Source organism: Microcoleus sp. w1-18aA5 (assembly GCF_036701705.1).
GTDB lineage: Bacteria > Cyanobacteriota > Cyanobacteriia > Cyanobacteriales > Microcoleaceae > Microcoleus.
This window is the reverse complement of the sequence record NZ_JAUPTE010000001.1, coordinates 193,920-215,436: the sequence shown is the minus strand read 5'-3', so window position 1 is coordinate 215,436 and position 21,517 is coordinate 193,920. Positions and strand designations below refer to the sequence as shown.

At 45.8% G+C, this 21,517-nt stretch carries 14 protein-coding genes; 6 read left to right on the top strand and 8 right to left on the bottom strand.

What is annotated here, in order from left to right:
• Window positions 1–202: 202 nt before the first annotated feature.
• Window positions 203–2,356: a polyribonucleotide nucleotidyltransferase gene (locus Q5691_RS00990; RefSeq protein ID WP_333210266.1), complete on the bottom strand. Its 2,154-nt coding sequence runs from the start codon at window positions 2,354–2,356 to the stop codon at window positions 203–205.
• A 449-nt stretch (window positions 2,357–2,805) separates the two neighbouring features.
• Here Q5691_RS00990 and Q5691_RS00985 point away from each other — a divergent pair, with 449 nt between their 5' ends.
• Together Q5691_RS00985 and Q5691_RS00980 are read left to right on the top strand one after the other, a co-directional pair.
• On the top strand, window positions 2,806–7,620 hold the full coding sequence (locus Q5691_RS00985; RefSeq protein ID WP_333343749.1) for an SNF2-related protein: 4,815 nt from the start codon (window positions 2,806–2,808) through the stop codon (window positions 7,618–7,620).
• A 249-nt stretch (window positions 7,621–7,869) separates the two neighbouring features.
• Window positions 7,870–8,697, top strand: a complete 828-nt coding sequence (locus Q5691_RS00980) for an SWIM zinc finger family protein (protein WP_333210263.1) — start codon at window positions 7,870–7,872, stop codon at window positions 8,695–8,697.
• A 151-nt stretch (window positions 8,698–8,848) separates the two neighbouring features.
• Here the strand turns inward: Q5691_RS00980 and Q5691_RS00975 are convergent, their stop codons facing one another.
• Together Q5691_RS00975 and queG are read right to left on the bottom strand one after the other, a co-directional pair.
• Complete coding sequence (locus tag Q5691_RS00975; protein WP_333210261.1) at window positions 8,849–9,487, bottom strand: HAD-IA family hydrolase; 639 nt, start codon at window positions 9,485–9,487, stop codon at window positions 8,849–8,851.
• 176 nt (window positions 9,488–9,663) lie between these two features.
• The gene (gene queG, locus Q5691_RS00970) at window positions 9,664–10,629 is read right to left on the bottom strand and encodes a tRNA epoxyqueuosine(34) reductase QueG (RefSeq protein ID WP_333343748.1); all 966 of its coding nucleotides are present in this window, start codon (window positions 10,627–10,629) and stop codon (window positions 9,664–9,666) included.
• A 209-nt stretch (window positions 10,630–10,838) separates the two neighbouring features.
• Here queG and Q5691_RS00965 point away from each other — a divergent pair, with 209 nt between their 5' ends.
• Both Q5691_RS00965 and Q5691_RS00960 read left to right on the top strand, forming a co-directional pair.
• Window positions 10,839–11,801, top strand: a complete 963-nt coding sequence (locus tag Q5691_RS00965) for an orange carotenoid protein N-terminal domain-containing protein (RefSeq protein WP_333210258.1) — start codon at window positions 10,839–10,841, stop codon at window positions 11,799–11,801.
• Window positions 11,802–12,148: 347 nt separating this feature from the next.
• Window positions 12,149–12,574, top strand: coding sequence for a nuclear transport factor 2 family protein (locus Q5691_RS00960; RefSeq protein ID WP_333343747.1), 426 nt, complete (start codon window positions 12,149–12,151; stop codon window positions 12,572–12,574).
• A gap of 345 nt (window positions 12,575–12,919) precedes the next feature.
• Here Q5691_RS00960 and Q5691_RS00955 read toward each other — a convergent pair whose 3' ends face one another.
• From Q5691_RS00955 to rsmH, 3 genes are all read right to left on the bottom strand, one after another.
• A complete protein-coding gene (locus Q5691_RS00955; RefSeq protein WP_006633914.1) occupies window positions 12,920–13,342 on the bottom strand; it encodes an ATP-binding protein in 423 nt (140 codons plus the stop codon).
• A gap of 509 nt (window positions 13,343–13,851) precedes the next feature.
• Entirely contained in the window at window positions 13,852–15,525 is a 1,674-nt protein-coding gene (locus tag Q5691_RS00950; protein ID WP_333230745.1) for a SpoIIE family protein phosphatase, read from the bottom strand.
• A 562-nt stretch (window positions 15,526–16,087) separates the two neighbouring features.
• Window positions 16,088–16,990: a 16S rRNA (cytosine(1402)-N(4))-methyltransferase RsmH gene (gene rsmH / locus Q5691_RS00945; RefSeq protein ID WP_333343746.1), complete on the bottom strand. Its 903-nt coding sequence runs from the start codon at window positions 16,988–16,990 to the stop codon at window positions 16,088–16,090.
• 57 nt (window positions 16,991–17,047) lie between these two features.
• Between rsmH and Q5691_RS00940 the strand changes: the two genes are divergently transcribed.
• Both Q5691_RS00940 and Q5691_RS00935 read left to right on the top strand, forming a co-directional pair.
• Entirely contained in the window at window positions 17,048–18,232 is a 1,185-nt protein-coding gene (locus tag Q5691_RS00940; protein WP_333210250.1) for an NAD(P)H-quinone oxidoreductase subunit H, read from the top strand.
• Between the two features lie 241 nt (window positions 18,233–18,473).
• Entirely contained in the window at window positions 18,474–19,688 is a 1,215-nt protein-coding gene (locus tag Q5691_RS00935; RefSeq protein WP_333343745.1) for a class I SAM-dependent methyltransferase, read from the top strand.
• Between the two features lie 21 nt (window positions 19,689–19,709).
• Here the strand turns inward: Q5691_RS00935 and Q5691_RS00930 are convergent, their stop codons facing one another.
• Together Q5691_RS00930 and Q5691_RS00925 are read right to left on the bottom strand one after the other, a co-directional pair.
• Window positions 19,710–20,285 carry a hypothetical protein gene (locus tag Q5691_RS00930; protein ID WP_333343744.1) on the bottom strand — a complete coding sequence of 192 codons (576 nt, stop codon included), beginning with the start codon at window positions 20,283–20,285 and terminating at the stop codon, window positions 19,710–19,712.
• 2 nt (window positions 20,286–20,287) lie between these two features.
• Window positions 20,288–21,511 (bottom strand): AAA family ATPase, encoded by a 1,224-nt coding sequence (locus tag Q5691_RS00925; RefSeq protein ID WP_333343743.1) that lies wholly within the window; start codon window positions 21,509–21,511, stop codon window positions 20,288–20,290.
• Window positions 21,512–21,517 lie beyond the last annotated feature (6 nt).

The window sequence follows — 21,517 nt, the reverse complement described above, 5'->3', positions numbered from 1 at the left end:
CGCCGAGGGTAAAGTGCGCGACTTTATTAACTTCCACAGCCGATCGCACTTTTGTCGATCTGTCGCTGTCGCGCACCTACTCCCAAATCAATCTGAAACAATCAGATTTCATCTCAATTAGCAATTAGCAATTACTAATCACCAGTTAGCAATTAGCAATTAGCAATTACTCTACAAGTAATTACCAATTACCAACCGTAAACTATTTATTCAGCGCTTCGCGGGCGGCTACCGCTTCGTCGGGATGAATATTCAAGCGGGTCAAATTAATTCGACCTTTATTGTCAATTTCTCGCACTTTGACAATCACTTCATCATTGACAGCTAACTCGTCTTCCACTTTCCCGACGCGGTAGTCCGCTAACTGGGAAATGTGAATCATTCCTTCTTTTCCGGGCAAAATTTCCACAAAAGCGCCGATCGGAATAATTCGAGTTACGCGGCCGACATACACATCTCCTGCATTCAACTTGCGCGTCATGCCTTGGACAATGTTGTAAGCCCGCTGAGCTTTTTCGCTGTCGTTGCCAGCAATTGTCACGGTTCCGTCGTCTTCAATGTCAATTTTGACACCGGTTTCTTCGGTGATGGCTTTGATCGTTTTGCCACCAGGCCCAATTACCAAACCGATAAATTCTGGATCGATTTTCAGGGTTAGCAAACGCGGTGCAAACGGCGACATTTCCTTGCGGGGAGTGTCGATGGTTGCCAGCATTCTTTCTAAAATGTGCAGTCTGGCTGGTTTGGCTTGTCGGATGGCGGTGGCAATCACATCTAAGGGCAAACCTTTGATTTTCATGTCCATCTGCAAAGCAGTAATGCCGGTGTCGGTACCGGCTACTTTGAAGTCCATGTCGCCTAAGAAGTCTTCAATTGCCTGAATGTCAGTCAAAATTCGGACTTCATCGCCTTCTTTAATTAAGCCCATTGCCGCGCCGCTGACGGGTTGGGAAAGGGGAACGCCTGCATCCATTAATGCTAGCGTTGAGGCGCAAACTGAACCCATTGAGGTGGAACCGTCGGAAGAAAGGATTTCGGAAACTACGCGAATCACGTAGGGGAAATCTTCTTTGGATGGCAACACGGGCAGCAAAGCGCGTTCTGCGAGGGCTCCGTGACCGATTTCTCGGCGGCCGGGCGATCGCATCGGCTTGGTTTCTCCTACCGAAAACGGCGGGAAATTGTAGTGATGCAGGTAGCGTTTGTCTTGCTGCGGGTGCAAGTCGTCTCCTAAGTCTTGGGCGTCGCCTGGGGTTCCCAGGGTAGCTGCGGACAAGACTTGGGTTAACCCCCGATTAAACAACGCACAGCCGTGTACTCGCGACGGCAGCACGCCTACGCGACAAGAAACGGGTCGCACCTCGTCTAGCTTGCGACCGTCTACGCGAATGCCATCTTCGAGGATCTGCTTCCGCATCATTTTTTTGGTAACGTCTTTGAAAACGTTGCCGATCGCCTTGCTGTTGGCGGTGGCGGCTAGTTTTACCGGATCGTCTTCGGCAAGTTCGGCGATCGCAGATTCGACTGCATTTGCCTTAACTTCGTCCAAAGCTGCATTCCGTATTGTTTTGTCTTTTTCAAATCTTGACAAAATGATGCGGATGGGTTCTTGGGCGCGATCGCGAATGAAGTTTTCTAGGGCCGAATCTTGGGATGGCCGTTCCTCTACCACCAAATCGATACCCAATTCCGCCATAATTTCGCGCTGGGCTTGAATCAAGTCACAGGCTGCTTCATAGCCGAAGTCGATCGCCTCGATGATATCCTGTTCCGGCAACTGGTTGGCGCCGGCTTCTACCATGATTACTCCGTCAGGAGAACCAGCTACCACGAGATCCAACTCGCCTTCTCTGATTTCGCTGTAAGTTGGGTTGATGATGAAATCATCTCCTACCAAACCGACTCGCACCGCAGCCATCGGCCCGTAAAACGGCATTTTCGCCAGCAGTATCGCTACTGAAGCCCCCGTCACCGCCAAAACATCCGGTGGCACTTGTTCGTCCATCGAAACCGTTGTGGCTACAACTTGGATGTCATCTCGCAGCCAGCTTGGAAATAGGGGACGCAGGGGTCGATCGATCAAACGACCCGTCAGAGTCACTTTTTCTGGGGGACGCCCTTCCCGGCGCAAAAATCCACCGGGAATTTTACCGCCAGCGTAGAGTCTCTCTTCGTAATCCACCAACAGGGGCAGGAAATCAATTCCCTCTCTCCCCTGCGATCGAGTCGCTGTCACCAAAACGGCCGTGTCACCCGACTGAATCAAAACTGCACCGCCTGCTTGAGGCGCTAGTAAACCAATCTTCAGTCTAATATCCCGTCCATCGAAGGATATTGACTTGTCTATCTCTACCATGTAGCACTGCTTCCTTATCTACCACATTCTTTCTCTGTCGGGATCGTAACATTACCACAGGATGTTTGAGAGTCCGACGCCAAAAGACAGGGATAATCGCCTCGCGATCGACTGTCTGCGTCTGGCTTATAAGCATTTATACTCTCGAATTATTTTTTGCAGTCTGGGGTCGATTCTCTGGTCGATCGTCCGCTAAACGCCTTCCATAGATGGTACGATCAATTTTCGTTTGGGAATTGGGACGTTGAAGGAAGAAGGAAGAGGGATTTAGTTATCTAGGCCTGGCAATAAGCGGTAAGGTGTGCCCTAAGTACCTAAATATACAGGTTCTACCTAATTCCTATCTGGCTCAAAATTTCCTCGGTTTGTTTTAAATAAAATTTTCACAAATTCCATATAAATGCTGTAGTCAACCTCGCACTTAAATACAAATATCAGGGTAAAAAAATATGGCAATTTTACACGGCAGTTGGCTCCTAGAGGATGAGAAAAATTGCTTATTTATATGGGGAGAAACTTGGCGAAAAATAGGGGCAATTGACACCAAGGTGGGGATAAATCTACAGCATCCCTTAGCTATGACCGAAGCTGAATTTAAGAGTTTCCTAAATTCCTTGCAACAGTCGGGAAAACTGGATTGGCAATTACCGGAAACCGCAGAAACTCCACCGGAAAAAAGCAAAAAAACTAGGCGATCGCCTAAAACTCAAAACGCAGCAGAAATTCCCGCCCAAAACTCCTCGATTAAAAGGGAAATTCGGGCGATCGCACTTCCCACCCAAATCTCAGAATCAAACGCAACTCTGATGCCGCAGCACTCAGCAGCAGCACTTGAGGAACCCACTAAAACCGAGGAAATTTACCTTTATCCCTGGCAAGTCCAGGGTTTTTGTCTCAACCCTCAAGCAGCTTTTGTTTTCTTGCAATCACTACCCCTTAACAGCACAGAAACAGACTCTTTTGTCGGCTCAGATTTGCGTTTTTGGTCTCATATTGCTAGGTGGAGTTTGGATTTGTTGGCAAGATGCAAGTTTTTGCCTGGATTGGAGAAACAGTCGGACGGTTCTGCTATTGCCAAATGGCAACCGTTGTTAGATAGTTCTACAGATACACTCCGCCTCGCCACTTTTGTCAAGCAAATGCCGACGGCTTGCAGAACATATCAGAAGAAGGAAGAAGGAAGTTCGGCAACGGATTCTGTAACGGATGTAACGGATGTCAGGAAGAAGGAAGAAGGAAGAAGGAAGAAGGAAGAAGGAAGAGGGGAAAAGGAAGAAGGAAGAGGGGAAAAAGAAGGAAGAGGGGAAAAGGAAGAAGAATCTAGTCAATTGCCTTTAGCGGTCGATTTGCCGATGGGGGCGGAGGAATTGGTGTTAGGCTTTTTGAGCAGTATTGTAGATAGTCAAGTGCGATCCTCTTCGAGGGCTGCGCTAACGACTGGTAGCTTTACTTTAGACATCAAAGCAGTTTCTCCTGTGCGCGACTGGCTGCAAGCTTTGCAGCAGGAATCTGGAATTGTGCAAGTAGAAACAGCAGCATTGGAAAACTTGGCAACCAAGCTGAGTGCTTGGACTGCACCGCTGCAAAACCAATTATCTCAACACAATCAATTTCGCACTTGCTTTCAACTCATACCACCAGCGCCCGGTAAAGCCGACTGGAGTTTAAATTATTGCTTGCAAGCAGCAGATGAAGCAGAATTTTTGGTAGACGCGACAACCATTTGGAACAACTCAGTCGAGCGTTTGAATTATGCAGGCAGGACTATAGAATTACCTCAAGAAACTTTGCTCAGCGGCTTGGGCTTAGCCTCAAAACTCTATCCGTTAATTGAACCGAGTTTGCAAGCACAGCGGCCTCAATCTTGTCTTTTAAAACCGTTAGATGCCTACAATTTTATCAAGTCTGTGGCTTGGCGTTTTACTGATAGCGGATTGGGCGTAGTTTTGCCGCCTAGTTTGACAAAGACAGATGGTTGGGCGAGTCGCTTGGGTTTGAGCATTCAAGCGGAAACTCCGAAAGTGACTCCGGCGAAAGGTGGGCTGGGATTGCAAAGTCTGCTAAATTTTAAGTGGGAATTGACGATCGGCGGACAGCGCATTTCTAAGGCAGAATTTGACAGATTGACCGCGTTGAATTCGCCTTTGGTGGAAATTAACGGCGAGTGGGTGGAGTTGCGCGCGCCGGATGTGAAAGCGGCTCAAACTTTTTTTGCCAGCCGCAAAGAGCAAATGACTCTTTCTTTGGAGGATGCTTTGCGTTTGGCGTCGGGCGATACTCAGATGATCGAAAAATTGCCTGTGGTGAATTTTGAGGCTACGGGTCAACTTCAGGAATTGTTGAATACTTTGAGCGATAATCAAGCGGTAAGTGCGATCGCAACTCCGGCTAGTTTCCGAGGACAATTGCGGCCTTATCAAGCCCTAGGAGCAGGCTGGTTAGCATTCTTAGAACGCTGGGGTTTGGGTGCTTGTCTCGCGGACGATATGGGGCTCGGTAAATGCTTGTTACCACAAAGTTTGCTTTTTGTCAATGGTTTTTTACAAAAAGCTGAAAAAATATGGGAAGCTTATGCCGGAAAAACAGAATTCGACGGTGAGGGCTTTTGGTCTGAACCTAACGAGCAATTACTGGTAAATTCCATAAATCAGGAAACAGGCAAAATTGTACAGGCACCTATTCGACGACTTTACCGCCAGCAAGTGCAAGAAAAGTTGCGAACAATCAAACTGCAAGACGGTAGCAGCATCACAATTACCCGCCGCCACAAATTGTTAGGACGCGATGGCTGGACAAATGACCTCAAGGTGGGAGATTATGTTTGCGTTCCTGCTAAATTGTATTGGGAAGGAAAACCGGAAGATCCCGATTTGGTCAAGTTTCTGGCTTGGCAGATTGCTGAGGGATATGAGCAGCGCGATCGAGCTGTACTCTCGATCGCACAAAAAGATGCGACAGTTCTTCAAGAGTTACGTGTCGCACTGCACCGGATCGGCAAAAAGTATGGAGTAAAAATCAATAATCCTGCTGTTCGTACTCGTGCTAAGCAGACAGCAGCAGACTTGGTTGTATGTAGTCGATCGTACCAAAGCTTTCTTGAGTCTAAAGGCTACGAGTGGGGGAAGCTGTCAGCCGAGAAAAGCTTCCCGCAATTTATCATGCAAGCCAATCTTGACACCATACGGATTTTCCTCAAAAACTACTTTGATGCTGAAGGTTCTGTCTTCCTTAACACGCGAAATATCGAAATTAGCACCGCTTCGCCTTTAATCATCCAACAACTTTCTACACTGCTGCGGCGCTTTGGAATTTGGCTGCGAATCGCCACCAGACAGAAATGCGCCACCAATGGCAGCGGGATTTTTCGCACCTATTATATTGGTACTTTCGGCGGTAACTCAGCGCGCATATTTTTGCAGGAAATTGGCTTCGGTGATTCCGAAAAACAGCGTAAATTAGAGCAGATTTGCGAATCGGCTTGCAACACCAATGTTGAGGGAATTCCTGCTTCCGATATCGTCGCTCGTGCAGTGGAAATTACAAAATTACCATTGCGCCATTTCGGAATGCACAACCCGGTTTACATCAACGGTTCTCAGGAGTTTTCCCACAGGAGTCTGGCCAGGGTAGTCGCAGGGATGGAAAATATTTTAAATGGCTCGGCAGAACAAGAATACCGTCAGCTCAAGCCTTCAAAGTGGACGAATCAAACTTTAGAAGCTTATGCAAATTTAGACACACAACAGCTAGATACAATCAGAGAAGGCTTACAACTTTTTCTAGACCAAGAAGTATTTTATTGCAGAATAGAAGAAATTGAGGATTTTGAGTACAGTGGGTGGGTTTATGATTTTGAGGTGAGCAAGCATCACAATTTTGTTGCCAATAATATCTTGTGCCACAATACTATTCAGCTTATTACTTTTCTCCTGCACTTACAGGAACAAGATGCCCTAGAAGCGCCAACATTACTGGTTTGTCCCACATCAGTATTGGGCAATTGGGAGCGCGAAGTCAAGAAATTTGGCCCGACGCTGAAAGTGTTAGTTCACCACGGAGACAAACGCCCTAAAGGCAAAGCATTTGCGACGGCAATTAAGGGAAAGGATTTAATAATTACCAGTTACGCGCTGGTGTTTCGGGATGCTAAGGAATTTCAAGGCATTAAATGGCAAGGATTGGTTTTGGATGAAGCGCAAAATATTAAAAATTCCGAGGCGAAGCAGTCGCAAGCGGTGCGACAAATCGAGGCATCTTTTAGAATTGCGCTGACGGGAACTCCCGTGGAAAATAGACTGCAAGAATTGTGGTCTATTTTGGACTTTCTCAATCCTGGCTATTTGGGGCCGCGCAATTTCTTTCAGCGCCGATTTGCAATTCCGATCGAGAAATACGGCGATCGAGAATCTTTGCAGACTTTGCGATCGCTCGTTCGGCCTTTCATCCTCCGCCGCCTGAAAACTGACAAAGAAATCATCCAAGATTTGCCCGAAAAACAGGAGATGACTGTGTTTTGCGGGCTGGCGGCTCAACAGGCGGTATTATATCAGAAAATAGTCGAAGAGTCAATAGCTGAATTAGACTCAGCCGAAGGCATTCAGCGTCGCGGAATGATTCTGGCTTTGCTGGTAAAACTCAAGCAACTTTGCAACCATCCGGCTCTTGTGAAAGCAGAAGCAAAGCCGAAAGAATTGGAGATTAAGAGTCAGGAATCGGGGAAATTGCAGCGGTTGGTGGAAATGTTAGAAGAGGTGCTCGCTGAGGGCGATCGGGCTTTAATTTTCACTCAATTTGCTGAATGGGGAAAACTCCTGAAACCCCATCTAGAACAGCATTTAGGGCGAGAAGTTTTGTTCTTGTACGGCGGAATTCGGCAACAGCAGCGGGAAGAAATGATCGATCGCTTCCAGCACGACCCCCAAGGCCCGCCGATTATGATTTTATCTTTAAAAGCAGGCGGGACAGGTTTGAACTTAACCAGAGCAACTCACGTTTTCCACTATGACAGATGGTGGAATCCTGCAGTCGAAAATCAGGCAACTGACCGCGTATTTCGCATCGGTCAAACCCGCAATGTACAAGTTCACAAATTTGTCTGCACAGGTACGTTAGAGGAGAAAATACACGATATGATCGAAAGCAAAAAAGCGTTAGCCGAACAAGTTGTCAGCGCTGGCGAAAACTGGCTCACCGAGCTAGATACAGACCAACTTCGGAATTTACTGATTCTCGATCGCAATGCTATTATAGAAACAGAAGAATAATAATATAGCATTTCTCATAAAGATCACGTGCTATCGGTCATAGGGCATAGGGCATAGGGCATAGGGCATACCTCACTTTCTTGAGAACCGCTATATAACCCATTCCAAACAGCATGACACGGAAGTTACGAATACACGGATAGCTGTTTTTTTCTTTCTGAATTCAACATCCCAATTACCAATGCCCAATGCCCGATGCCCAATGCCCGATGCCCTATGACCGATGCCCAATTCCCAATTCCCAAATAAATGATTGACAGAGAATGGTGGACACAACAGTGGTTAGATTTAATCAATACCTATCGCTTCAAAAAGCGCTTAGAACGTGGCTGGCAATATGCGCGCGAAGGTAAAGTTCTCAGCATTAAATTCCCTAACCAAGAAGTAATTGCCGTAGTTCAAGGCACTGATCCAAAACCCTATCAAGTTTCTTTAGGCCTAGACACCTTAAGCGATGAAGATTGGGATTATGTGATTGAAAATATGTCTCAAAGAGCAGTTTTTTCAGCTAAACTCTTAGCAGGAGAAATGCCGCACAATATTGAAGATGTATTTGCAGCGGCGGGCAAAACGCTATTTCCGTTAAGTTTATCTGATATTCGATCGCGCTGTAGCTGTCCTGACCCGCAAAACCCTTGCAAACACATCAGTGCAGTATACTACTTATTGGGCGATCGCTTCAGTGAAGACCCCTTCGTACTCTTTCAACTGCGGGGGAGAACCAAAGAGCAAATTTTGACAGCACTTCGTCAAAGACGAGGTACGCAAGGAGAGGAAAATTCTCAACTCAACTCCGGCGAAAATGCGCCCACAGCGAATTCTAAATTGCCAAAGGTCGATCGCTTTTGGGAATACAATCAGCAGCTAGAATCATCTTTAGTAGTTATTGTACCCCCACCCAGCAGCGAAACAGTATTAGATATCTTAGGCCCAATTCCCATCGCCACCGACGGAAAAGGAAGCGCTAGTAAATCCTCGCCCGCATCTGACGCACTCAAGCAACATTTTAGCAAAATCTACCAAGCAGTTAGCCAGCAAGCAGTTTTAGCAGCACTAAAACGGGGCGAAGGAGATTAATAGATTTTACTCTTACAGAGTATAATAGGGACTATAGCTGATAACAAATCAGGCTTTAATACCCCTTTTATTCTTTAGTCCCTCTCTGCTGCAACGAGAGTTTGTGTAGAATTGATTTCCACCGAGGAGTCTTACTTTTGGCAATTTCAGTTTACACTTCTCGCAAATTACTCATAATCTCTATCAATTCCTGGGGGCGTTTAATCAAAAAATCGGGATTGTGTGCAGCCAAAGCCTCCTGAGAATTAAAACCCCAAGCTACAGCCATTACCTTAATTCCTGTTTTTCGAGCAGCTTCTATATCTCTAATCTCATCTCCCACATAAACAACTTCTTTAGCATTTATATTTTCTCTTTTTAGCCAGCTATTAATAACTTTATGTTTGCCAAAAGTTGAACCCGAGTAAATAAATGTGAAAGTATCTTGCAAACCGTTTTTTTCCATCGATGCCAAGACGTTTTCTCTGGAATTAGATGTGATAATGCCCAGTTGAAATCCCAGTTTTTTTAACTCCAGTAAAACTTCTTTAATTCCCGGAAATAATTGAATGTTGGGAATTTCGCTGCGTAACTCTGCTTTCAACATTCTAATCAACAGCGGGAATTTGAAGATAGAAATGCCAGAATACTGAAGGAGTTGCCAAGAAGTTAAATTGCTCAGTTGAGCGATTTGCTCCTTGGTCGCAGACTTAAAGCCCAATTCTACTGACAAACGGTTGGTGATGCTCAGAAGAATATCGATTGTATCTGCTAAAGTACCGTCAAAATCAAAAATAATTACTTTGGTCATGGGACAATAGCAAATAAGGAACCGGGTATCATACAATTTTAGATTTTAGATTTTAGATTTTAGATGGGGAATGACTTACTGCATAATGTATTGACTATTGGCGCTCCGTACATACCCTAGGGTTATTATCTATAGGGTAATGTGCCCCCTAAGCACCCTGACGAACATCTCAAATTTTAAGGGTTAATTTGATTGGCTTTGGCATTTCGCCGCAGCATTTCCGGTTTAATGCGCCGCAGCGCGGAAGCTGTAAATCTGCGGTTCCATTCCTCGTCGGAAATGTCGGCTAATTCTGCAAGTGTCGGTGCTATATTTTCAGGATAAGGCTCAAACTCTGCCACATCAGTTGGTTTAGCAAATCGCTGATTCCAAGGACAAACATCCTGACAAATGTCGCAACCTGCTACCCAACCTTGTAAATTAGATGCAATTTCGTCGGGCAATTTTTCGGCTCGATTCTCGATCGTGTGATAGGCTATACATCGATCGGCATTCACCACAAAAGGCTCAGTAATTGCTCCCGTCGGACACGCCTCAATGCAGCGAGTACAAGTACCGCAATGTTCCGTATGAGACTCATCCGACGCTAACTCCAAATTAGTCAAGATTTCGCCCAAAAACACCCAAGAACCGTATTCGCGCGAAATTACATTACCATTTTTGGCAATCCAGCCAATCCCGGCACGCTGCGCCCACATTTTATCCTGAATTGGCCCGGTATCAGCATAATACCGCGCTTCAATTCCCTCGCCTTGCGATCGCACCCAATTTGCCAAAACCTTCAGTTTTTTGTGAAAAATTCTGTGGTAATCCCGCCCCCAACCGTAGCGAGAGATTTTAGCATATTCGACCGCTGTATCGTCCCCCCTCTCACAAGGGGGATTTGAGGGGCGTTGGTGAGGTGTGTAGTAGTTGATGGCGACACATATTAATGACTGCACCTCTGGCATGAGCGATCGAATATCCTGCCGTTTCGGGTTTGCCATCCATGCCATATCCGCCTGATAACCCTTGTCCAGCCAAGCTTGCAATCTTTGTTTTTCTAAATCAAAATCCGCGTCTGTTGAGGCTATCCCCACTTTGTGAAATCCCAACTCAAGGGCTTTTTGCTTAATGCGATCGCTATTAATTGATTTTTTCATCACGTAAGAAACCACTGCACAATTTGTGCCATAAGTCTAGTAGTTTTAAGAGTATTTTTGGGACAGTATTGATAATTCTTTTACAATCTTTATATTTATAAGTTTGAACTCCAAAATGTCAAAAATGTTACATAATTTAATTTAGGGAGAATTCGATTCGCTAATTCAAGTACGCAAGTAAAACCGACAGCGAATCCCACAGCATACATATGGCAGTTAGTATTCAATCAGCTCAATCTATTTTTTCCAACACCGAGATCGCTAGCGTTGTTCCGGCTACCACGGAAGCGTTCTACAAACTCAGCGTTGAAGACCAACTCGCACTGCTCTGGTATGCCTACACCGAAATGGGCGTTTCCATTACCGCAGCAGCACCGGGAGTAGCCAGCATGGCGCTTGTCGAAGGCATTCTGAGCGAAATCAAGCAAATGTCGCCGGCTGCTCAAAGCAAAACCATGTTTGACCTAGCCAGCAACGCCGACACAACAATTGGCCGGATTTACACTTCTTTGCGCGTCAATACCAAACTCGGTTTCTGGTATGAGTTGGGACAGTTGATGAAACAGGGCCTTGTCGCTCCGATCCCCGCTGGCTATCAAATGTCTCCCGAAGCCACCCAAGTTCTCGAAACCATCAAAAAACTCGATCCGGGTCAACAAATTACCGTACTTCGCAACACCGTAGTTAACATGGGCTATGACCCTGCTTTTAACCAAGAGTACGGCAAACGCTCAGCCCCCCGCAGCACTCCCACCGCTCCAGAAGAGCGGGTGAAAACCCAAATTGAGGGTATTAGCGAGCAAACTGTACTCAGCTACATCGACTACATGAACGCCTTCGACTTCACGCCAGCCGTCGGTTTATTTGCTGAAGAAGGTGCCCTGCAACCACCTTTCCAAAAGCCGATCGTTGGTCGCGACGCTATCCTCAACTATATGCGGGAAGAGTGCGTAGGACTGAAAATGATGCCCCAGCAAGGCGTATCGGAACCTGCCGAAGATGGCTACCGACAAGTGAAAGTCACTGGCAAAGTCGAAACTCCCTGGTTCGGATCGAATGTGGGTATGAACATCGCGTGGCGGTTTTTGCTCGATCCCCAAGGTCAAATTTTCTTTGTGGCGATCGACTTGTTGGCATCTCCTAAAGAATTGCTCAATTTGATCCGCAAATAGAATATTCTTGTTGGCTCTGTTAAACAGGCTGGCCCAGAAACCCAGATGCCATTAGGTGTCTGGGTTTATATCATTTTAGATTTTAGATGTTAAATTTTAGATTCAAGAATTAAAGGATGAAAAATGAGTGATTGTATCAGGGTTTACAGCTTGGCTACACTTGTATTTTTTGAAAGTAGGATTGATTTTGGTCGATCGCTCTGAAATCTGCGATCGACGCTCTGCGCTTCCCGATTCCTCCTTTTTTCGGAGAATTATTTCCCTACCCCTACTTATATCTTTTGAGGGATTTGCTGCGACAAAGAGAATGATTACAGTATAATCATTCATTTGAAATCACTTGTTTTATGACCGCAACAACTCGACCTATTTTAACTAACTCTATAAAGATTGCAGGCATCACAATGCCAGGGATACTGCAATATTTTGAAACTTTAAACGCGGGGGATTTTGAAGCGACGGCTAATTTATTTGCCGATGATGGGGTTCTGCACGCGCCGTTTGAAGATCCAATTATCGGCAGGATTGCGATCGCCACTTATCTAAAAAAAGAAGCACGAGGAATGCAGCTAGAACCCCAGAAAGGTGTCAGCCAAATTTTAGAAGATGGCACTGTGGAAGTTCAGGTCAGCGGCCGGGTGCAAACTTCCGCATTTGGTGTTAATGTCGGATGGCTGTTCTTGCTCAATTCTGACCATAAAATCCTTTCTGTTACGGTCAAACTGTTAGCTTCTCCCCAAGAATTGCTAAATCTGCGGTCACATAAGAAATAAGCTGTTTGATAATCTGTTTCAGATTTAAATTGCCTATTGGGGTTTGACCTGTCGATCGCACGTAATAGCTAAAGTCGTGCGATCGCCAGGTTAATCGGCTCTTTATCGCCAGAATCAGGCAGAAACCGGGTTTTTTCCAAATCTTTGGTAAAGTGCCACTCACGGTATAAAAATCCCGTTTCTGCGGTATTTGTGCGATCTGGACTGTACCCCTACAATCTTACAGTTTCTTAGAGAGGGACGCTACTGCACGAAAAACTGGCTGTCACCGCAGCGTGCGACAGACAGCCAAAGCGAGTCAAAAAGTGCATTGCCAATCATTAATGACTAATGACTAATGACTAATTAAGATTTTTCCGGCAAACTCGCTTCCAACTTTAGACAGTTGCGACCGTCTATTTGCAAAGTGTAGTCCACCCGATCCATAAGTCTACTCATAATCAGCCAGCCGTAGCCGCTTTCCTGTTTAGCTTCCGGCCTCGGCGGATTGTAAGTATCCATTTCGTAACCTTTACCGTAATCCCAAATTTCTAAACCAATATCCCTATTTTTTAAATTCAAGCGAATTAACACGGGCAAATTGGGTTGATCTTTGTGAGCATGGCGGATCACGTTAGAATAGGCTTCTGCTAACACCAAGCGCAAACGATTCGACTGACGTGGCCAATCGACGTGCTCTCCTAGCTCTACTTCCAAACTGCTCAGCAACCAATTTTCAACAATTGTTAAAAACCGCAAGTCGCTTGGCACATGAAGCTCAGTATTCATAAAAAAATCCCGTAAGTTTGAAAACCCCTGTGTCTTCACACCAGGTATGAAACACGACGCGCCGAATGGATTCGGCCTCAATACTTGTCGCTACTTGGAGGATACTAGCCTTTTCTGTTTAAAAATCAGGCATTCGTCATTCGGTAGAAGGCAGAAGTTAAGAGTATAGTTGAAAAATTTTGTTAGGGGCTTAAAGCCCATTAACAATTGATAATTATACCGAGACTGCAAGCAGCGAAGTATAAAAATCTGTGTTTCAATCCTTTGCTTTTAAGCGTTGGTTTTTTCTGACAAATGCCTTCTACCTTAACCCTTGACAGGTATTTAATCCCCCAGTAAAGCGATTCAGGAAACTAGCTGCGTCATCGCCGGCTAGGTTTTTTACTGTGGTTTTTGACTGTTGACGATAACGCCGTCCTTTGCAGGACTACTCTATGGGCCGTCAACAAGCAGGGCTTAAGTTTTTTCGGCTCTCACCCCCGACTATGCGTCGGGAGTCGCTGACAGATTCAAAGAACCTCCAGAGAGAGTATGGTTTGGTCGTCTTCCTGAACGGGATTATCGGCTCGGATGTGAGCCAACAAATTGTCCAAGTTGAAAGAACCAGGTTCTTGAATCAAGAGTTGCCAAAGCCCTTCTTGTTGTAGCATAGAACGGGTTGGTACACCCCCTGCTACCGCTTGACTTGTCACGCTAGCTTCAGTAATTCCGTCACTCGTCAGCAGAAATACATCTCCTGACTTTAGTTCGATCGCACCTGCTTTGCCTCTCCAAACTGGTAGTATCCCCAAGGGAATGCCACGAGCTTTCAGGAAATTCGGCTCGGCTGGCGTTTTACCGCTAGCGGCTTGAGCTTTCACCTCCGAGTGAGACCAAACAATCGGGTAAATGTGACCGGCATTAGCAAAGGCTAGGTGTCCGGTTGACGGAGTGTAACGAGCTACAACCATTGTAATAAAATGGTTGTTGCCGATCAGGTCGTCAGACATAGTGCTATTCATGTTCTGCATAACTTGATCGGGCTCTGGAGAAACTTCTTGGGAAAGTTCCCGCCGCATCACCGAAATCGCGCTGGCCATAAATAGAGCAGCCGGAACTCCCTTACCCGAAACATCTCCCACCGCTATCCAAATATCCCCCTGAGAGTGAACGTAGACTTCAAAAAAGTCGCCGCCAACTTCCCGCGCGGGATAACAGCAAGCTTGCACCCTGACTGTTTCAAAATCCGGCCAACTTTGGCGCAACAAGTTTGTTTGGATTTGGCGAGCCACTTCCAACTCGTTTTGCATCTGCTTGGCTAAATCCAGAGTCCGCTGGTAGAGCTTAGCTTGAGACAGGGCGAGAGCAGCTTGAGCTGCTACACCTTCTATTAACTCTATATCTTCTGCCGACCAAGGGTTAGCGCCGCCAATCTGGCACAAAGCCAGTACCGCCAGCAATTCTTGCTGGTAAGTCAGGGGCACGGCAATCTCAACCGAGTTACCATCCCCCCCACTGTTTGGGTTCACTTGAGTTTGGCGGCTGGCTACGGCTTGAACCAGCAAATTTTCATCAAAAGAAAAGCTACTGGCTTCAGAGGTTTGGGATTGGTAGGGGAAGGTACTCGGCAATAGTCGATCGGCTTCTACCGGCCGCAGCATACAATAGTTGGCCTCAAAAGTTTGACCTACGGTTTGAACAATAGTTTGTACCATACTAGAGTAATCAAGCGACCCGCGAATCACGCTCATTACCTCATTGAACAGAGATTCCTTGCGTAAAGCGCGGCGCAATGCAACGCTGCGCTGCTTGTAGTATTTGTAAGTATCTGAGGCTTGATTGATCACCAATTTGAGTTCTTCTGGATTCCACGGTTTGGTGATGTATTTGAAAACTTGACCTGAGTTGATGGCCTCAACCAAATCTTCAACATCGGTGTATCCCGTTAGCAGAATCCGAATCGTATCGGGAAATCGCTCGACTGTTTTCCCCAAAAACTCGGTGCCATTCATTTCTGGCATCCGCTGGTCAGATATAATCACCGCCATCTCACCCTGTTCGTCTAGAACTTCCAGGGCGCTGAGGGCGCTATCTGCTTTGTAAACCTGAAAGTCGCGTCGAAACGTCCGGTACAATAAATCCAAGTTGTCGGGTTCGTCATCGACTACCATCAGTTTCAGCTTGCTTCCATCTCCCCGACTCATCTTTCTTCCCCCTTGAAAACCCCCACCATAGCTGTAATCAGCAAGGTGGCGGGAGGAAAAGGGGGGCTGGATATATGCAACATATCAGTTACGTCAAGTTGAGTTAAAGAAACCCGTTTTACCTCAAGGTGAGCATTCCTTTCGCACCATCTGTTCGCACAGATGAGAGGCTTTCGATACTGTAACCCGCCTCGGTAGGCCGCTTCAATAGGGAAAATTCCCGAGTCAGCTTTCACGCTGTGATACGAGCAATGACCTTGTTAGCAGTTGGTACTTTTCTAAACACACCAGCATTCAAAACGGCTAATTAATGTTCTGATTGCAGAGTTCTTAACTAGCTGGGTACTGTCCTCGGTGTGAATTTTAACACTTACTACTAACGCAGGTATTGCTACCTAAGTCTGGTCAACACCGGCTGTATTTCCAGCCCCACTGTACCCGGAGGGTTAGTGGTGGGTTGTTGGCGCTATTCCCTACATCTTTGCCGAATCGTACTTGATTGCTGCATGCAAGTCTCCTTAATCTCTGAACTTTTTGCAGCAAGCATATTACTACTGCCGAATCAAGTTATTCTTTCTGCCAGTCTGAGCTTAGCAGAACGAGAGCGGGGATTTCTAGCGACTTCTTCGGATTGTGGGACGATCGGCTTTTTTGTCAGTACCTGCAAATTGGGTGTTCCTCTGAGTTGGTGCTTGACTGGTCGGTCTTCGAGACTGTGAAATGTAATGATTCCGATTCTCCCACCGGGTTTTAACCACCGTGGGGCTTGGTTGAGGAAAGTTTCTAAAGAAGCGAGTTCGGAGTTGACAGCTATCCTTAAAGCTTGGAAAGTACGGGTGGCCGGATGGATTCTGCCGTTGCGCTGCTTGGGGGGGAAGCTGGAGGCGATCGCGCCTGCAAGTTCTGTTGTAGTTTGAAAAGGACGGCTTTGCACAATCCGCCTCGCGATCCGCCGCGACAGTCGCTCCTCGCCGTACTTGTAAATAATATCTGCTAGTTTAACTTCTTCCCAGTGGTTGATAATCTCTTCTGCCGTCAAAGATTGCTGCTGGTTCATACGCATATCTAGTTGAGCTGGGTGGCGAAAACTAAATCCTCGTTCCGGTGTATCGAACTGAGCAGAGCTGACGCCCAAGTCTGCTATGATACCATCAAATTCGGCCTCTGAGGACTGATATTCAGCAAAGTTGCCGTGCCAAAACTCAACGGGCGAGTTGGCAAATCGGGCTTGGCAAAAACGGATGGCTTGTTCATCGCGGTCGATCGCCACCACTGTAACATCTGGCGCCGCCGCTAAAATCAAACTCGTGTGTCCCCCGCCCCCAAGCGTCGCGTCCAAATAGTGCCCGCCTGGACGCACAGCCAAACCCGCAATTAATTCTTGACCCAAAACTGGAACGTGATAGGTGTCAATACTGACATCTGATCCAGGGGTATCCTTCTCAGAGAGCTCGATATCCTTCATAATCATAAAAGCCAAACAAAAATCAACAATAGCTAGTAATCATTAATTCATTTAATTATGTCAAGAATTGAGACGAGAACCGAACCGATGGTGCTCAACATGGGGCCGCACCACCCATCCATGCACGGGGTACTCCGGTTAATCGTCACCTTAGACGGGGAAGACGTAGTGGACTGCGAGCCTGTTTTGGGCTATCTGCACCGCGGGATGGAAAAAATCGCCGAAAATCGCACCAACGTGATGTACGTGCCCTACGTGAGCCGCTGGGACTATGCTGAGGGGATGTTTAACGAAGCGGTGACAGTAAATGCGCCGGAAAAGTTAGCGAATATTGCTGTCCCCAAACGGGCGAGTTACATTCGGGTAATCATGCTGGAGTTGAACCGGATTGCTAACCATTTGTTGTGGTTGGGGCCGTTTTTGGCGGACGTGGGGGCGCAAACTCCTTTTTTCTATACTATGCGTGATCGCGAGATGATTTTAGACTTGTGGGAAGCAGCCACAGGTTATCGCATGGTGAATAATAACTATTTCCGCATTGGCGGAGTTGCCGCCGATTTGCCTTACGGTTGGGTAGATAAGTGCGAAGATTACTGCGATTATTTCGTTCCCAAAATTGACGAGTACGAACGTTTAATTACCAACAATCCAATCTTCCGCCGCCGGATTGAAGGCCTGGGTACTATTTCTCGCGAAGAAGCGATTAACTGGGGACTTTCCGGTCCGATGTTGCGCGCTTCCGGCGTTAAGTGGGATTTGCGGAAAGTTGACCATTACGAATGTTATGACGACTTCGACTGGGAAGTTTGTACCGAAGCTGCTGGCGATTGTTTGGCCCGGTATGTGGTGCGGGTTCGGGAGATGCGCGAGTCGGTTAAGATTATCTATCAAGCCTTGAAAGGACTCCCCGGTGGCTCTTACGAGAATTTGGAAGCGAAGCGACTCGAAAGCGGGCCAAAATCTGAATGGAATGGTTTTGACTATCAGTTTATTGGCAAAAAAGTAGCGCCGACTTTTAAGATTCCCAAGGGCGAACATTATGTCCGCGTTGAAAGCGGCAAAGGTGAGTTGGGGATTTATATTATCGGGGATGATAGTGTCTTTCCTTGGCGCTGGAAGATTCGGACTGGGGATTTTAATAATTTGCAGATTTTGCCTCACATTGTGCGCGGCGTGAAGATTGCGGATTTGGTGGCGATTTTGGGGAGTATCGACATTATTATGGGCTCGGTTGACAGGTAGGTTTTGTCGGTTTTTATCTGAGAACTTAACCCGGTTTTTTTGTGGAACCGGGTTAATTTTTTTAAACCGCAGATGAACGCGGATAAACGCGGATGGATATCGATTAATATTGCTATTAACGTCGCTAAAATCTACCTTATTTCTCTCTTCTCTCTTCCTCTGCGCCCTCTGCGCCCTCTGCGGTTAATAAAAAAATCTCTCCTTCACAAAGGAAATAACATCAACTTTGATTCGATAAATTATGAAAGTTCAGCAATCAGATATCAATGACAGCAACCCGGAGCTCTGCGCTTTAATCTGCGAAAGAATTGCGGCAACTCCGCAGCAGCGAATTACTTTTGCTGAATATATGGATTTGGCATTATATCATCCGCAGCACGGATATTATAATAGCGATCGCCCCTCGATCGGCAAACAAGGCGATTTTATCACGTCGTCTCATTGGGGTGCTGATTTTGCGGAGGTTTTGGCACAGCAGTTTTTGGAAATGTGGGAATTGCTCGATCGCCCCTTCAATTTCGCGATCGTAGAAATGGGCGCTGGGCGGGGGAATTTTGCAGAAAATGTGCTGCAATATCTGCAACGGCAACATCCCGACTTATTTAAAGCTTTAACATACATAATTGTTGAAATTTCGCCAATACTTCAAGCGGAACAACGCCAAAGCTTAAGTGATATCAAGTGTGTTAAGTGGTGCGATTGGGATGAGATAGTTAATAATTCGATTGTGGGCTGTTTCTTTTCTAACGAGTTAGTGGATGCTTTGCCAGTGCATCAATTCATTCTGGAAGAAGGGCAAGTTAGGGAGATTTACGTTGCCGCAGAAACGCCCAAGAATGAACAAAAAGAGATAAAATTTATTGAAGTAATTGACGAAGTTTCCACCCCTAAAATTGGCGAGTATTTGGATTTTGTGGGCATCGATTTGTCGGCGAGTGTTTATGGGGACGGATATCGCAGTGAGGTAAATTTGGCTGCTTTGAACTGGATGAGTACAGTTGCTCAAAAGTTGCAGCGAGGATATTTGTTAACTATTGATTATGGCTATGCGGCGCACCGCTATTACAATCCGAGGCGCAGGGAGGGGACGCTACAGTGTTATTATCGCCACCGATATCACAGCAATCCTTATATTAATGTGGGGCGGCAGGATTTGACGGCTCATGTTAATTTTACGGCGCTGGAAAGGCAGGGTGAATTGTGCGGTTTGGATGTGGTAGGGTTTACTCAGCAGGCTTTGTTTTTGATGGCGTTGGGTTTGGGCGATCGTATTGCTTCTCTGTCTACAAATGATGCGGAAGTATTGGATTTGGCAACGTTTTTGCGGCGCCGGGAGGCTTTGCATCAGTTGATCGATCCGATGGGTTTGGGGGGGTTTGGGGTTTTGGTGCAGTCGAAGGGGTTGAGGGAGGAGGAGAAGGGGAGAATTTTGAAGGGTTTGATAGTGCCTGATTGATTATTTTAGATTGATTATTAACTAATTAAGCTGTTTTCTAACCGCACGAGCGATTAAAGGCGCTTTCTTTTCTAACCCTTCTAAATTAAGTTCGTTCTCTAGATACATCCGATACCACTCCTGACGTTGTTCTATCACCCATTCACTATTCTGAAGCTGTAACTTTTTGAGGGTAAATTCGGCTCGATCGCGCTCGTGGGAAGGAATCGCATCAGTCAAAATCAACTGACAAGAAGGTAGGATAATCTCAAACCAATTATCTTCTACTTCAAACGGATCGAGAATTTGTCTATCGTAAGTTCCTTTGCAGCTATTTACCCGTTGCAAAGCATAGCGATAGTTTTTCCAGTCATAAATCAAATGCCGATTTTCTGCTTTACTTTTACTCAAATAATGATCTACAGTACCCATCCGACTCGGTATGTACATAACTGAATAGCCACAAAGATTTTGGAACTCTTTAGCTAATTGAGGTTTGAAGGAAGACCAAAAATCTTTTGGTTCTTTAGTAGGATTTTTAACTAACCAATTATTGCCTGCTTGTCGCACTTGTTGCTCAAAATCTGCTGGTTCCGCTGGCGGAGTAAATCGCATCATTTTTACTCTACCTCGGTGCTCACAATCCATCGCGGCCAGAAGCGATCGTGTTCTGGTAAAACTCGCAGGAGTTCCTGATGAATTTGATCCTTAGTTCTGAGGTATTCAGGAAAAGTTTCCATGCTTTCTCCTCGCATGAAGGTATACGCAGCCTCAATCGCTATTTCTGCTTCGCGGGAACGAGCCTGTTTTAACCCAAAAATATCTGAAGTTAGCCAGCCAACAGCATCCCCATGTTTTGTCCAATGAACTTCATTAAGAGTTACATCTTTACCTTGTAACTCAAACAAAAATAATTTATCTTTTTCCTCATCAAATTCAGGCTCGATTGAGGCAAGTAGCAGCGGAGAATGAGTTGTAGCTATGAGCTGAAGTTTCATTTCATTTTCGAGGTTTGTCGCTACTTCTAAGATGGCTGGCAAGATTGAACGTTGCCACTGTGGATGTAAATGAGCTTCAACTTCATCGATTAAAAGAATTATCTTATCCAGAGGTTCTTGTTGCCGCAACTTAGAAGCCATTGTGTGTTCATACCAAGTCCATACTAACAAATAAGCTAATCCTAAAATTCGCTTAATGCCCGCTGATGCGTAGATAATCGGAACATTGCCATAGGGAAAATTCAAGGTAGGAATCTCACGCACATCCTCAACAGAAACTCTGATGGGATCTCCCGGTTCCATCCATTCATCAGCATCGGGAGAAAGTTGTTTAATGACGCGAGATAATAGTTGGAATTGAGCTCGGTCTGGTTGACGTTGCCAGTTCACCCAATCATGAATTAGACCATTACAGATAAATTTTCCTTCTGAATTAATCAATCCATTCCAAAGACTATCATAATTGAAGTGATAAGCTGCTAAGCGATTACGGGCAGGATCTAAGACTGAAAATCCATCAACACGGACGTAAATAATTAACCCTTTGAAACTAGAATACTTGCCAATGTCTAACCACTTTTGTTCGGAAAAACTAAACAGACTTCGATATTTATCGGATTTTTTTTGATTGCTTAAAAGAGAAGTTATTTCCGGGGAATTGCCCTGTCCCTGCTGTGGCCAAGCTGGACTATCCGCCCATTTTCCAGTTAGTACCCACCAAGCAACATCAAGCAAAAAAGTTTTCCCCAAACCATTGTCGCCAGTAAATAAATTAATGCGAGTGGCAAATTCTACATCGAACTGGGGGGCGGTTCCGACTTGTTTTAGATGAAGTTCTTTCAGCATTTTGAA